Below are 14,352 nucleotides of genomic sequence, written 5' to 3' on the forward strand. Positions count from 1 at the left end.
ACTTCTCCTAACGGTTCGCCGACGCCAGCAGGGCGACGCGGTCGATCTTCTTGGTGGGGGTCAGCGGGAAGGCGCCGCGCACCTCGATCCTGGACGGGATCATGTACGCGGGCAGGTGGGCGGCCAGGTGCCTGCGCAGCGCCCGGGGGGTGACGTCTCCCTGGGCGAACAGCAGCAGGCCCTCGTCCACGACGTGCGCGGCGGCCAGCTCGACCAGCGGGTGCTCCTGGGCCACGCACTCGATCTCGCCCAGCTCGATCCGGTAGCCGCGCAGCTGGACCTGCCGGTCGCGGCGTCCGGTGAACCAGAGCCGGCCGTCGGGGCGCAGCCGGCCCAGGTCACCGGTCCGGTAGAGCCTGCCGTACTCGGGGTGGTCGACGAACCGTTCGGCGGTCAGCTCGGGGGCGCCACCGTAGCCGAGGGCCACGCCGAGCCCGCCGACGTGGATCTCGCCCTGCTCGCCGTCCGGTACCCGCTCACCGGCGTCGTCGAGCAGGACGACGCGGTAACCGGCCAGCGGCCTGCCCACCGGCAGCGGGTCCGGCTCCTGGGCGGTGACGAGCCCGGCGGTGCACCACACGGTGACCTCGGTGGGACCGTAGAAGTTCCAGACGCGCCCGGCGCGGCCGGCCAGCTCGGCGGCCAGCCGGGCGGTCAGCACCTCGCCGCCGCAGACGGCCTGCAACTCCTCGCGCCCCGGCGTCAGGTACGGCAGCAGAAAGTGCCAGGCGGTGGGGGTGGCGTGCACGACGGTGACCCGGTGCCTCTCCAGCCAGCCCACCAGCCGTTCCGGGGCGGCCTGGAGCGCCTCGGAGGTCACCAGGGTCGCACCGCCGTGACTGAGCGGGACGAACATCTCCAGCAGCGCGATGTCGAAGGAGAAGGTCTGGTTGGCGGCGTACCGGTCGGCGGGACCGGGGACGAGTAGTTCGGCGACGGCGCGCACGCAGTTGTGCAGCGAGGCGTGCGAGACCCGCACCGCCTTGGGCCGCCCGGTGGAACCGGAGGTGAACATCACATACGCGCACCGCTCCGGCTCGGCGTCACCGGTCCGCAGCTCGTCCGTGTCCTCGCACGGCTCGCGCGTGTCCCCGGTGCGCGGTACGGAGTCGAGCAGCAGGCTCATGCCCGCCTGGCGCTGCTGGAAGCGCAGCCGCTCGGGTGGCAGGGCCGGATCGAGGGGCAGGAAGACCGCGCCGGCCTGCCAGATGCCCAGGATCACCGCCACGTAGTCGGCCGAACGGGGCAGCGCGACACCGACCACGTCACCGGGGCGCGCACCCCTCTCTCGCAGGATGCCGGCCACCGCGTTGGCACGGGCGGCGAGCCGCCCGTAGGTGAGCTCGGAGGCGGGGTCGAGGGCGGCGACCGCGCCGGGAGCGCGTCTCACCTGCCGGGCCACCTCGTGCAGGACGGTGTTCATACGGTCGTCTTCCTGCTGGGCCACCTCATGCGGAACGGTGTTCACGCGGTCGTCTTCCTGCCTGGCCACCTCATGCGGAACGGTGTTCACGCGGTCGTCTCCCTGCCGGGCCACCTCATCCGGGATGGTGTTCACGCGGTCGTCTCCCTGCCGGGCCACCTCATCCGGGACGGTGTTCACGCGACCATCTCCTGTGGGACGGTGCCGATGTGGCCGTGCGCGGGCAGGTGCGCGGGCCGTTCGCGAGACCAGGGAAGCAGCGGAATGGACGCCACGGCCCCCGGCGGGTTGAGCGCGGCCCAGTCGAGGTCGTGGCCGAGCTCGTAGAGGCGGATCAGCACACCGGGCAGGTCGCTCGCGGTGGCGCAGCGCACCACGCGGGCTTGTCTGCCACCCGGGGCGCCGCGCAGCCGGGGGCCGAGTTCGGCGGCACCGATCTCCACGAAGGTGCGTACTCCCCGGTCCAGTGCGACGGCGAGCGCGTCGCCGAGCAGGCTCGGGGTGACCAGGTGGCGCGCCCAGTGCCAGGCACCCTGCGCATGGCCGTCGATCGGCCCGCCGGTGAGCGTCGACAGCGCCACCGTCTCACCTGCGTTGACCGGCAGCCCCTCCAGGGCGAGTTCCAGCTCGGCGGCGAGTGGCGCGGCCAGCGCGCTGTGGTCGGCGGTGGCGGGTCCGAGGTCGCCACAGAGCACGTCCCCCGCGGTGAGGGTGGCGGCCAGGGTGGCCAGCGCGGCCCGGGGGCCGACGATGACACAGGTCTGCGCGTCCTCCACGGTGGCCACCGCGAGCGCGGGACCGATTCGCGCGCACAGCGCCTCCGCCAGCCTGCGCGCCAGCCGCACCCGCAGGGCATGCACCGGCGCAGGCCCGGCCAGCAGCCTGGCGCGGTGCCCGGCGACGGCGTCCGCGGCGGTGAGCGACAGCACGCCGCGGTAGCGGGCGGCGGCGACCTCCCCCGCGCCGTGGCCGATCACCAGGTCGGGACGGACGCCCGCCCGGCGCAGCTCGGCGGCGAGGTCGGCGTGCACGGCGGCCGTCCCGGCGGCCGGCTCGTCGGCGAAGACCAGGGCCAGGCCGCCGGGTGCCGCGCCGCCGAGTGTCGCGGCGGCCAGGTCGGTCAGTGCCCTGTCGAGCTCCCGGCTCAGTTCGGCGGCGTCGGCGCCGGTCACCCCGACCCGGTAGGCGTGGTGGTCGCGCCGTTCCCCGGCCGTGTGGCAGGCCGCCACCAGGTCCAGCTCCGGATCGTCCAGCGCGGTCCGCCAGCGCACGACCAGCTCCCGCAGCCCGGCGTGCGTGTGCGCCGAGAGCGGCAGGTAGTGGCGGGTGCGCGAAACCGCTGTCGGCGGATACGACCACGTCTCGGCGGGCGGTCCCCCCTCGCAGTCCTCCCAGTCCTGCCGCCGGGCAGGAGCGCCTCCAGGCGTGACGGGCGTGACGGGCGTGACGGGTGTGCGTCGCCGCTCGGGCGGCGCCTGGAGGATCAGATGGGCGTTGGTGCCGCCGAAACCGAAGGAGCTGACGCCGGCCAGGCGGCCGGCCCAGGGTTCCAGGCTCCGCTGCACACGCAGGCCGCCGCCGGACCAGTCGAAATCCTCGGCGAGGTCGGTGGCGTGCAGGCTGGCCGGCAGCGTGCCGTGGAAGAGCGCGAGGGCCAGCTTGGCCAGGCCGGCCGCGCCGGCCGCCGCCTCCAGGTGCCCCAGGTTGCTCTTGACCGAGCCGATCCGCAGCGCGGCACGGCGTGGCGCCGTGCCCAGCACCTCCGACAGGGCGCGCAGCTCCATCAGGTCGCCCAGCCGGGTGCCCGAGCCGTGCGCCTCGACGTAGCCGACGTCACCGGGGTCGACCCCCGCGGCGCGGCACGCCGCGCGCAGCAGCCGTACCTGCGCGGGGGCGCTCGGCGACATCAGACCGTTGGTACGCCCGTCGCTGTTGACCGCGCCACCGAGGATGAGCGCGTAGATCCGGTCTCCGGCGGCAATCGCGTCGCCCAGGCGCCGGAGCGTCACCATGACGGCGCCCTCGGAGCGGCCCATGCCGTCGGCCCCGGCGCCGAAGGACCTGCACCGGCCGTCGGGGGCCAGCACGCCCGCCGTACGGAAGCACAGGCCGATGTCCGGCGAGAGGATGGCGTTGACCCCGCCGGCGAGGGCGGTGTCGCACTGACCCGTCCGCAGTGCGGTCACTGCCTGGTGGACGGCGACCAGCGACGACGAGCAGGCGGTGTCGACGGACATCGAGGGGCCGTGCAGGTCGAAGACGTAGGAGATGCGGTTGGCGGCCACGCTGTGCGCCACGCCGGTCGGGGTGTAGAGGCCGGGCTCGGCCGCGGCGGGCCCGGGGCTGAAGCTGCGGACCAGGAAGTCCCCGCTGCTGATGCCCGCGAACACGCCCGTCTGGCTCCCGGCCAGATCGGCGAGGCGGAGCCCGGCGTCCTGCAGGGACTCGTGCGCGACCTCCAGCAGCATCCGCTGCTGCGGGTCCATCGCCTCCGCCTCGCGGGCGTTGACCGTGAAGAACGCCGGGTCGAAGCCCTCCACGTCCGGCAGGAACCCGCCCTCGCCCACCCCCGGCTCGCGCCAGCCCGGGTGGTGCGCGGCCCGCTCGCCCGGCACCGTGCCGACCGCGTCGACGCCGTCCGCCAGCAGCCGCCAGAGCCGCCCGGGGCCGTCGGCCCCCGGCAGGCGGCAGCCGATGCCGACGATCGCCACCGGTTCGACGGAGTAGGCGGGGGTCTCGCGGTCGGGCTGCCGTAGCGGCCCCTCCGAAGCGCGGGAGGTGTCGCGGTCGGGAAGGACGGTGTTCGGTAACGGAGGGTCCGGCTGCCGTACGGCTCCCGCCAGATGTTCGGCCAGGGCGCGAGGGGTGGGGTGGTCGTAGAAGACCGTGTTCGGCAACGGGGTGCCCAGCCGGGCCTCCAGTTCGGTGGCGAGGGCGACCGCGTCGGCCGAGCCGATGCCGTAGTCGATGAACAGCCGGTCGGCGTCGACAGCGGCCAGGCCGGCGCGTTCGGCGACCAGGGAGGTCAGCAGGTCCAGGAGGCTCATCGCCCGGCCGCCACCGGGTCGGCGTCCGCGAGGGCGGGTGAGGTCCATCCGGCCAGCACGGTGAAGCGGCCCTCCGCCAGCATGGCGCTGCACTCGCGGCGCCGGATCTTTCCGCTGGTGGTCTTGGGGACGCTGCGCGGCTCGACCAGGAACACCCCGTCGAGCAGCACGTCGTGCTCCCTGGCCACCGCGAGGCGGATCTCGGTGATCAGCTCGCCGAGATCCCCCGCGGTCGCGGCCGTGACCTCGGCGACCACCACCGCGGCCTCGGCCTGCGGCACGTCGCCGGTGGGCTCGGTGGCGAAGGCGGCGCCGCAGCCGCCCCGCACGGCGGGGCTGACCCGCTCGACGGTGTACTCGACGTCCTGGGGGTAGTGGTTGACCCCGTTGAGCACGATCAGGTCCTTGTGCCGGCCGACGATCACCACGCTGTCGCCGTCCAGCACGCCGAGGTCTCCGGTACGCAGGAAGCTCTCCTCGCGCCCCGGCAGCCGGGCGTGGAAGGTCTCGGCGGTGGCGTCGGGGCGCTGCCAGTAGCCGGCCGCCACCGAGGGCCCCGACACCCACACCTCGCCCACCTCGCCGGGCTCCCGCGCCAGCCCGGTGTCGGGGTCGGCGATCTGGACGACCGTGTCGTCCAGCGGGGTGCCGCAGCGCACGTAGTGGCGCTCCCCCACCTGTACGCCGGGGTCGGCGACCGACAGCGGCCCGGTGGAGACGACCAGGGTGGCCTCGGCCATGCCGTACCCGACGTGCAGGCTCGCGGCGTCGAACCCGGCGGGGGCGAACCGCTCGGCGAAGCGCCGCAGGGTGTCCCGCCTGATCGGCTCGGCACCGTTGATCGCCACCCGCCAGCCGCTCAGGTCCAGGGTGGCGATCTCGGCGTCGGTGACCTTGCGGGCGCACAGCTCGTAGGCGAAGTTGGGCGCGTAGCAGAGTTGCCCGCCGTGGTCGGAGATGGCTCGCAGCCAGGCGAACGGCCGCGCGGCGAACGCCTGCGGCGACATCTTCACCACGTGCGCTCCCCACAGCAGCGGCGACAGCAGCGATCCGATGATCCCCATGTCGTGGTAGAGCGGCAGCCAGGAGACCGTGGTCGTCTCGTGGCCGGCCCCGACGGCGGCGGCCACCGCGCGGGCGTTGTGCGTCAGGCCGCCGTGGGTGACCATGACGCCTTTGGGGTTGCCGGTGGAACCCGAGGTGTACTGCAGGAACGCCAGGTCGCCGGGGGCGGGCAGCACCCAGTGGTCGGCGGCGTCGCCGAGGAACAGGTCGGCGAAGTGCAGCCAGCCGCGGAAGCCGGGCAGGGTCGCCGGCGCGTCCGCGTCGGGGAGCGGCTCGGGGGCGATCGCGTAGGCGGCGCCGGAGTCGCGGGCGATGGAGGCGATCTTCGACCAGGCGGATCTGAAGTGCGCGAGGGAGGGCAGGTAGACGGGCACGGGCAGGGCGCCGGCCAGCATGCAGCCGTAGAAGACGGGCGCGTACTCGGCGGAGGAGGGGCAGACCAGCAGCACGCGCTCGCCGCACGCGCCGGCCTCGGTGAGGCGGGTGGCGACCTGGCGGGCACGCAGCGCCAGCTCGGCGAAGGTCCACCGGGTGCTCTCGCCCCTGCCCAGGAAGGTCAGCGCCGGGCGCTCACCGTGCTCGTCGGCGGTGCTCAGCAGCGACGCCAGCACCGAATCATGAAATGTCATGCCATACCTCCGATGTGGTCGTTGAGAAGCTCGTCCAGCAGGGCGTCCACCTGGGCGTCGGACAGGGCGTCCAGCCGCGCCGCCATCGGGTCACGGGTATCGATCTCGCCGACCGGCCTGTCGTCCAGATGGGCGCTCACCCGCCCGGCCAGCTCGGTGACGGTGGGACCGTCGAGGAAGGCCGGGGCCGGCAGGCGCACCCCGAGCCGGGCCTCCAGGAGGTTGCGCAACTCGACGGCCATCAGCGAGTCCAGTCCCAGCCGGGTCAGCGACGTCTTCGGGTCGATCGCGGCCGGTGAGGTGCGCAGCACCCCCGCCACCCACTCCACGAGCGCCCGCTCCAGCTCCTGGGGGGTCGTGATGCTCAGCCGGCCGGCCCCGGCGTGGCCGGCCGCCAGCCCGGCGAAGATCGACCAGTGCTCGTGTCCCGGGTTGTTCGCGAACCAGGTGGGCGCGTCCAGCGGGACGACCGCCACCTGGGCCGGCAGCTCGGCGAGCAGCTCGGCGAGGATCCGCAGGCCCGACGCGGTGTCGATGGAACCCATGCCCCGGTCGGCCAGCCTGCCCGCCCGGTCCGGCCGGGCGGCGAGCCCGATCTGTGACCAGACGCCCCAGTCGACGCTGGTGGCGGGCAGGCCCCGCCGCCGCCTCCAGTGCGCGAAACCGTCCAGGAAGGCGTTGGCCGCCGCGTAACCGGCCTGGCCGCCGGAGCCGAGCAGCCCGGCCGCCGAGGAGAACAGCACGAACAGCTCCACCGGGTCGTCGCAGGTCAGCCGGTGCAGGTTGCGGGTGCCGGCCACCTTGGGGCGCAGCACCTCGGCCACCTCGTCGAGGTCGACGGCGGCGATCGTGCGGTCGCGCAGCACCCCGGCGGCGTGCAGGACACCACGGATGGGCGGCGCCTGGGCGCGAAGCCCGTCGAGCGCCCGCTCCAGCGCGCCCGCGTCGGCGACATCGGCGGCCAGCACCACGACCCGCACGCCCTGCTCGCGGAGCGCGGCGATCCGCTCCCGTGCGGCCTGCCCTGGCTCGCTCCTGCCCAGCAGGGCGAGGTGCCTGGCTCCCTGCCGTACCAGCCCCTCGGCCGCGGCCAGGCCGAGACCGCCCAGACCTCCGGTGACCAGGTAGGTGCCGTCGGCGCGCAGCCGGGGCCGGTCGAAGGTGAGCACCACCTTGCCTATGTGCCTGGCCGAGGCCATGTGCCGGAACGCCGCCTCGGCCTCCGCCGCGGGGAAGGCCGTCACCGGCAGCGGGCCGAGTTCGCCCGCCCCGACCGCGTCCACCACCTCGCGCAGCATCGCGCCGACCAGCGCCGGGCGCCGTCCGGCCAGCGAGAACGCCTCCACCGCGTGAAAGGACAGGCTCTTGGCGAAGGGGGCGAGCGGCAGCGGCCGGTTCTCCGCGATGTCGCGCTTGCCGAGTTCGACGAACCGGCCGAAGGGCGCCAGGATCCGCAGTCCCTCGTCGACGGCCTGTCCGGCCAGGCAGTTGACCACCATGTCGACCCCGGCGCCGCCGGTGACCTCCAGGACCTGGTCGGCGAAGTCCAGCGAGCGCGAGTCGAAGACGTGCCGGACGCCCTGTTCCCTGAGCCAGGCCCGCTTGCCGGGCGAGCCCGCGGTGGCGAGGACCTCCGCGCCCGCCCGCCGGGCCAGCCGTACCGCCGCCTGGCCGACGCCTCCGGCCGCGGCGTGGATCAGCACCCGCTCCCCCGCCTCCAGCCGGGCCAGCCGCTCCATGCCGTAGACCACGGTGACGTACGCCGCGGGGAGCGTCGCCGCCGCGGTGAAGTCCAGATCACCGGGGATGGGCACGGCCAGCCGGGCGTCCACTGTGACGTGCGAGGCCATCGCGCCGATCTCGGCGACCAGGGCCACCACCCGGCTGCCTACGGCCAGGCCCGTGACGTCGTCGCCGACGGCGGTCACCTCGCCCGCGCACTCCAGGCCGTAGCCGAACGGCTCCGGCTGCTCGCCCAGCATGCCGATCCCGCGCAGCACGTCGTTGAAGTTGAGCCCGGCGGCGTGTACCCGGATCAGTACCTCTCCCGCCCCCGGCGCCCGGGGAACGTCCTCGGCCAGAGAGAGGGTGGCCAGGTCCTGCCGGGTACGCTGGACGAGCCTGTGCGGGCCGCGCGGCCCGGCCGGTCGCGGGGTGAGGCGCGGCGCGAACGGCCTGCCGCCTCGCAACGCGACCTCGTTCTCACCCGCGAGCCTCCAGGTGGGCCGCTCGTCCTCGGCGTCGGCCGGGATCCTGGAGGACGGCTCATGCCCGCCGCCGAGGTCGGCCGAGTCCGGGGAGGACCACTCGTTCCCCGCGTCGGTGTCGCCCGGGATCCGGGAGGACGATCCACCTCCCGCGCCCAGGTCGGCCGGGGTCCAGCAGGACGGCTCGTGCTCGCCGTCCAGATCGATCAGGGTGCAGCGCAGCTCGGGGTGTTCGTGCCTGATCGTGCGCGCCATCCCCCACACGGCGGCGGCGTCGGGGTCCACCGGGTCGCCCGGCTCGACCGGCTGGGCGTTCCTGGTCACCACCCACAGCCGGTCCGGCTCCGGCTGGGCGATCAGCTCCCGGGTCAGGTCCAGCAGCGACCGCAGCGCCTCCTCGGCGGGCCGTCCCGGTTCGACCCGGTGGACCACGCCGCCGAACGGCTCGTCCGCGCCCATCTCCACCGGCACCCAGCACGTGCTGTACGTCCAGCCGCCGGTCCCGGCGCCGCGCGCGATCCGGTGCAGCCGCACCCCGCGCAGTGCCAGTACCACCCGGCCGTCCTCGTCGCAGGCGTCGATGTCGAGCGTCACCTCCGCCCCGTCACCCGTTCCGGCGTTCTGGTACGGAGCGGCGTCCGCCTCCGGGTGCGCGCCGCCCCCGGCACCGCCCCCGGCACCGCCCCTGTCGCCGCCCCTGTCGCCGGCCCTGTCGCCGGCCCTGTCGCCGACGTCGCCGCCCCCGTCGCCGATGTCGTCGCCGGGACCCGTCGCGGACGCGACCCTGGCGTGCGCCCAGCGGGCCGCGCCCACCTCGCCGAGCACCGACACCCGGGCCACCCCCCGGGGCAGGTAGAGGTCGTCGCCTTCGGCGAGGATGGGCGCCGCCGCCTGCAGGCAGGCGTCCAGCAGCGCCACGTCGAGGCGGTACGGCCAGGGGCCGGAGGCGAGCTCGCCGTCGCGGGCCCGCGAGAGGGGGGAGGCGGCGCGCAGGCGGGCGAGGGACTCTCCGGGGGCGGTGCAGACCTCCTCGATCCGCTGGAAGGCCGGGCCGTAGCGCATGCCCCTGGCGGTGAAGCCCGAATACAGCTCCTCCGCTGCGATCCGGGTGGCGCACCTGGACCTGAGCGGCGACAGCTCCAGGTGCGCCACGGTCTGCGGGGTCGCGCGGGAGGCCGAGGCGTGGGTCCGCCCCTCGACGGTGAGGTCGATCGAGTCACCGTCGAGCCGGGTGGCCAGGCGGCGCGGCGCGTCCAGGAGCAGCGGGGCGTGGAACTCCACCCCGGCCAGCGCGCCGGAGTGCTCCAGGGCGGCCGCCAGGTATCCGGCGCCGGGGAAGACCGGCCGGCCCTCGACCCGGTGGTCGCCCAGAGGGCCGTCCGCGGTGAGCTCCACCTCGCGCAGGCGGGCGAGCGAGCCGGCGAAGGCGGCGCCGTCCTCCTTGTGCACGGACGCCAGCAGCCGGGCGTCGACGTCGCGCAGCCCGGACAGCAGGGTGGGGTGCGGGCTGAGCTCGACGAACGTGTCGTAGCCCGCGTCCAGGAGTTGCCGGATCACCGGCCAGAACAGGACGGGCTCGCGCAGGTTGCGGCACCAGTAGTCGGCGTCGAGCACCGCGCCGGGGCGGCCGGTGACGGTCGACCAGAGCGGGATCCCCGCGCGGTTCGGCACCAGGGCGGCCAGTTCCTCGCGCAGCTCCGGCAGGAGGGGGTCGACGTGGTGGCTGTGGCCGGCGACGTCGGCGCCGACCAGGCGGCAGAAGACGTCCTCCCAGCGGAGCTGCTCGACGAGCGCGTGGACCGCGTCGTGGTCGCCCGCCACCACCGTCGAGCCGGGCGCGTTGGCGGCGGCCAGGCAGATCCGGCCGGCGCCGGTTCCACCGCCACCGGGAACCCCGGGAATGCCGGGTGCGGCCCCACGGTGGCCGTTCTGCTCGGCGACCAGGGCGGCGGTCTCCTCCCAGCCGAGGCCGACCAGCGCCATGGCGCCCGCCCCGCTGAGCCTGCGGTAGAGCCGGCTGCGTACGCCGACGACCCTGGCCGCCTCCGCCAGGGTCAGGGCGCCCGCCACGTGGGCGGCGGCGATCTCGCCCAGGCTGTGCCCGACCACCGCGGCGGGTACTACGCCGTTGGCCGCCCAGAGCCTGGCCAGCCCGATCTGGAGGGCGAAGAGAGCGGGCTGGACCACGTCGATCCGGTCGGCGTCGGCCCTGCCCGCGAGCACGTCGGTGACGGATCGGTCCGTGTACGGTTCGAGCGCGATCTCGCACTCCCGGATCGCCGCGGCGAAGACCGGTTCCTGCTCCAGCAGGGCACTTCCCATGCCACGCCACTGGGCACCCTGGCCGGGAAAGACGAAAACGACACCGTTCATGCCGAGAAGCATCGCCAGGCGCGGCTCCGGCGTCTTCCGTCGCGGGACGCGGACGGCACCTAGCCTCCCGGCCGGGTCGCCGGGGGAAGCCTAGCCCTCCGACGAATACCCATATGTCGTGCTATTGGAGATCGTCCTGATCTGTGGACGAAGAATTCGGCTCCCTGGCCTCGGCCTTCTACGAGCACGTGCGGCGGCGGCCCGGCGCACTCGCCGTCACCGACGAACACCGATCCGTGAGCTACGCGGAACTGGCGGGCGCCGCCTCCGAGATCCGCCGCTCGCTCGACGAGCTGGGACTGGTCCCCGGCGACCGGGTCGGCATCTTCATGCGGCGCTCCTGGCGGGTCGTCGCCGCCATCGTGGCGGTGATCGGCCACGGCTGCACCTACGTCCCCCTCGACCCCGACTACCCCGCCGAGCGGGTGCGGTTCATGGCCGGCGACAGCGAGCTGCGCGCGATCTGCGCCGACCCGGACGGGCCATGGCCGTTCGCCGGGGTGCCGAGGGTCGAGATCACCGGGGCGACCGGAGACGTGCTGCCGCCCGTCGAGCGCTCCGGTGAGATCCCCACCCACATCATCTACACCTCCGGCTCGACCGGGACCCCCAAGGGCGTCGCCACCCCTGAGGGCGCGGTGCTGGAGCTGTTCCGCTCCGCCCGCGAACGGTTCTCCTTCGGCCCCGGCGACGTGTGGAGCTGGTTTCACAGCCACTGCTTCGACTTCTCGATCTGGGAGATGTGGGGGGCGCTGCTGCACGGCGGGCGCGTGGTCGCCATCCCGGTCGCGGCCGGGCGCGACCCACGGCTGCTGCTGACGACACTGGACACCGAGCGGGTGACCGTACTCTGCCAGGTGCCCAGCATGTTCAGGTATCTGGCCTGGGCCATGGAGCAGAGCCCCCGGCCGCTCGCGCTGCGCTACCTGATCTTCGGCGGCGAGGCCATCGACCGCGACACCATCCGCGCCTGGATGGACCTGACCGGCGGGCGCGAACAGATCGTCAACATCTACGGTCCCACCGAGACGACGGTCTTCTCCACCTGCACGGTCGTGGACCGCGCGATGGTGGAGGACACCTCGGGGCCCACGAACATCGGCCGGGCGCTGCGCCACGTCCGCACCGCCGTCGTCGGCGCGGACGGCCACCCGGTGCCCACCGGCACCGAGGGCGAACTGTGGGTGGGCGGCACCGCCCTGGCCACCGGCTACGTCGGCCGCCCGGCGCTCAACGCCGAGAAGTTCCCGGTGGCCGACCTGGGCGACGGCCGGCGGCGCTGGTACCGCACCGGCGACCTGGTACGGCAGCTGGAGTCGGGGGCCTTCGAGTATCTGGGCCGCATCGACTCCCAGGTCAAGATCCGCGGGTTCCGCGTCGAGCTGGGCGAGATCGAGGCCGTGCTGCGGCGCACGCCCGGCGTGAGCGACGCGGCCGTGATCGTGCGGACCCCGCCCGGCGGCGAGCCGCTGATCGTCGCCTACCTGGTCGGCACCCCGCTCTCCCCCCGCGAGCTGCGCTCCCTGTGCGGCGAGCGGCTGCCCGCGCACATGGTCCCCGCCCGGTTCCGCACCGTTCCCCTCCTCCCCCTGAACCCCAACGGCAAGCTCGACCGACTCGCCCTGGAGGCAGCTCGATGACCACCGCGATCCGAGACGCGATCCTGTCCGGCGAGAGCGACCCCGGCCACTTCGAAGCGCTGGCCGTACCGGAGTCCTACTGGGGCGTCACCGTGCACGCCGACGAGGTCGACATGTTCGCCGGGATGCGCGGCGAGGACAAGGACCCGCGCAAATCGCTGCACATCGAGGAGGTCGCCACCCCCGAGGTCGGTCCCGGCGAGGCGCTGCTGGCGGTGATGGCCAGCTCGGTCAACTACAACACCGTCTGGTCGGCGATCTTCGAACCGGTGCCCACCTTCGGGTTCCTGCGCCGCTACGGCCGCCGCAGCGAGCTGGCCCGCCGCCACGACCTCCCGTACCACGTGCTCGGCTCCGACGTCAGCGGCGTCGTACTGCGGGTGGGCCCCGGCGTCACCAAGTGGAAGCCCGGTGACCGCGTCGTCGCGCACTGCCTGTCGGTGGAGCTGGAGGACCCCGAGGGGCACGACGACACCATGCTCGACCCGCAGCAGCGGATCTGGGGATTCGAGACCAACTTCGGCGGCCTGGCGGAGCTGGCACTGGTCAAGGCCAACCAGCTGATGCCGATGTCCGCCCACCTGACCTGGGAGGAGGCCGCCTGCTCCGGGCTGGTCAACTCCACCGCCTACCGGCAGCTGGTCTCGCGCAACGGCGCGGCCATGAAGCAGGGCGACACCGTGCTGATCTGGGGCGCCTCCGGCGGGCTCGGCTCCTACGCCACCCAGTACGCGCTGAACGGCGGCGCCACCCCGATCTGCGTCGTCTCCTCCCCCGCGAAGGCGGAGCTGGCCAGGAAGGCGGGCGCCTCCCTGATCATCGACCGGTCCGCGGAGGAGTTCTCCTTCTGGCTCGACGAGCACACCCCCGACGTCGCCGAATGGCGGCGCTTCGGCAGCCGTATCCGCGAGCTGACCGGCGGCGACGACCCCGACATCGTGTTCGAGCACCCCGGCAGGGAGACCTTCGGCGCCAGCGTCTACGTCTGCCGGCGCGGCGGGACGGTCGTGACCTGCGCCTCCACCACCGGGTTCATGCACTCCTTCGACAACCGTTACCTGTGGATGAGCCTCAAGCGCGTCGTCGGCACGCACTTCGCCAACTACCACGAGGCCTGGCAGGCCAACCGGCTCGTCATCCGGGGACGCGTCCACCCGACCCTGTCGCGCACCTACGCCCTGGAGCAGAGCGCCGAGGCCGTGCACGACGTCCGCCGCAACACCCACCAGGGCAAGATCGGCGTGCTCTGCCTCGCCCCCGCCGAGGGTCTCGGCGTGCGCGACCACGAACTCCGCGAACGGCACCTGCCGGCGATCACGCGCTACCGGTCCTCCTAGGGAGACAACGATGACCTCGACGATCCTCCAACCCGGCGCGGGTGTGCGCGGGGGCGGCAAACCACTGGAGATCTGCGTCTTCTGCGGCGCGGGCCGAAGCAACTCACAGGTCATCGTCGACATGGCCAGGGCGACCGGCAGGCTCATCGGGCAGCGCGGCCACCGCCTGATCTACGGCGGTGGCGGCTCCGGCCTGATGGGCGAGGTGGCGTGGGCCGCCTCGGAGACCGGCGCGACCATCCGGGGGATCATCCCCCGGTTCCTGTACGAGCGGGAGCAGGCGATCGCCGCTCCGGCGCAGGAGACGCACCTGACCGACAGCCTGCACCGGCGCAAGGAGCACATGCTGCGCGGCGCGGACGCCTTCATCGCGCTGCCCGGAGGCTACGGGACGCTGGACGAGATCCTTGAGGTGATCTCCGCCACCTACCTGGGCATGTCCGAGAAACCGCTGGTCATCGTGAACGCCGAGGGCGTCTGGGACGGCTTCATCAGCCTGGTCGAGACCCTGCGGCGGTTCGAGCTGATCTCCCGGGCCGGGCAGCCGATGTTCCACTCCGTCACCTCCCCCGAGGAGGCCGTCTCCCTCGTCGAGCGCCTGACCGTCCCGGCGACCTGACCCCCACTGGAG

The 14,352-nt window shown here is 74.0% G+C and carries 7 protein-coding genes; 3 read left to right on the plus strand and 4 right to left on the minus strand.

Annotated features, from left to right (window positions below; all coding sequences use genetic code 11):
* Positions 1 to 7: 7 nt before the first annotated feature.
* Genes OG884_RS36320 through OG884_RS36335 form a run of 4 tightly spaced genes read right to left on the minus strand, consistent with a single transcriptional unit; the run spans position 8 to position 10,744 of the window.
* Positions 8 to 1,603: an amino acid adenylation domain-containing protein gene (locus tag OG884_RS36320; protein WP_326640471.1), complete on the minus strand. Its 1,596-nt coding sequence runs from the start codon at positions 1,601 to 1,603 to the stop codon at positions 8 to 10.
* On the minus strand, positions 1,600 to 4,470 hold the full coding sequence (locus OG884_RS36325) for a beta-ketoacyl synthase N-terminal-like domain-containing protein (protein ID WP_326640473.1): 2,871 nt from the start codon (positions 4,468 to 4,470) through the stop codon (positions 1,600 to 1,602). Before OG884_RS36325 ends, OG884_RS36320 begins: the two co-directional genes overlap by 4 nt.
* The gene (locus OG884_RS36330; RefSeq protein ID WP_326640475.1) at positions 4,467 to 6,164 is read right to left on the minus strand and encodes a fatty acyl-AMP ligase; all 1,698 of its coding nucleotides are present in this window, start codon (positions 6,162 to 6,164) and stop codon (positions 4,467 to 4,469) included. The genes OG884_RS36325 and OG884_RS36330 overlap by 4 nt, the downstream gene beginning before the upstream one ends.
* Positions 6,161 to 10,744, minus strand: coding sequence for an SDR family NAD(P)-dependent oxidoreductase (locus OG884_RS36335; RefSeq protein ID WP_326640477.1), 4,584 nt, complete (start codon positions 10,742 to 10,744; stop codon positions 6,161 to 6,163). The genes OG884_RS36330 and OG884_RS36335 overlap by 4 nt, the downstream gene beginning before the upstream one ends.
* A 143-nt stretch (positions 10,745 to 10,887) precedes the next feature.
* On the opposite strand from OG884_RS36335, the gene OG884_RS36340 reads away from it, so the two are divergent.
* From OG884_RS36340 to OG884_RS36350, 3 genes are read left to right on the plus strand one after another with little or no spacing between them, the layout of a single operon-like run.
* Positions 10,888 to 12,384, plus strand: a complete 1,497-nt coding sequence (locus OG884_RS36340) for an amino acid adenylation domain-containing protein (protein ID WP_326640479.1) — start codon at positions 10,888 to 10,890, stop codon at positions 12,382 to 12,384.
* Positions 12,381 to 13,721: a crotonyl-CoA carboxylase/reductase gene (ccrA, locus tag OG884_RS36345; protein WP_326640481.1), complete on the plus strand. Its 1,341-nt coding sequence runs from the start codon at positions 12,381 to 12,383 to the stop codon at positions 13,719 to 13,721. Before OG884_RS36340 ends, ccrA begins: the two co-directional genes overlap by 4 nt.
* 10 nt (positions 13,722 to 13,731) lie before the next feature.
* A complete protein-coding gene (locus OG884_RS36350; protein WP_326640483.1) occupies positions 13,732 to 14,340 on the plus strand; it encodes a TIGR00730 family Rossman fold protein in 609 nt (202 codons plus the stop codon).
* The last annotated feature ends 12 nt before the right edge of the window (positions 14,341 to 14,352 follow it).

Source organism: Streptosporangium sp. NBC_01755, from assembly GCF_035917995.1.
Classification (GTDB): Bacteria; Actinomycetota; Actinomycetes; order Streptosporangiales; family Streptosporangiaceae; genus Streptosporangium.

What these genes read in the sequence shown, in the direction of transcription:
- OG884_RS36325 (WP_326640473.1), bottom strand. Translation starts at nt 4,470, where the DNA reads ATGAGCCTCCTGGACCTGCTGACCTCCCTGGTCGCCGAACGCGCCGGC.
- OG884_RS36330 (WP_326640475.1), bottom strand. Translation starts at nt 6,164, where the DNA reads ATGACATTTCATGATTCGGTGCTGGCGTCGCTGCTGAGCACCGCCGAC.
- OG884_RS36335 (WP_326640477.1), bottom strand. Translation starts at nt 10,744, where the DNA reads ATGAACGGTGTCGTTTTCGTCTTTCCCGGCCAGGGTGCCCAGTGGCGT.
- ccrA (WP_326640481.1), top strand. Translation starts at nt 12,381, where the DNA reads ATGACCACCGCGATCCGAGACGCGATCCTGTCCGGCGAGAGCGACCCC.
- OG884_RS36350 (WP_326640483.1), top strand. Translation starts at nt 13,732, where the DNA reads ATGACCTCGACGATCCTCCAACCCGGCGCGGGTGTGCGCGGGGGCGGC.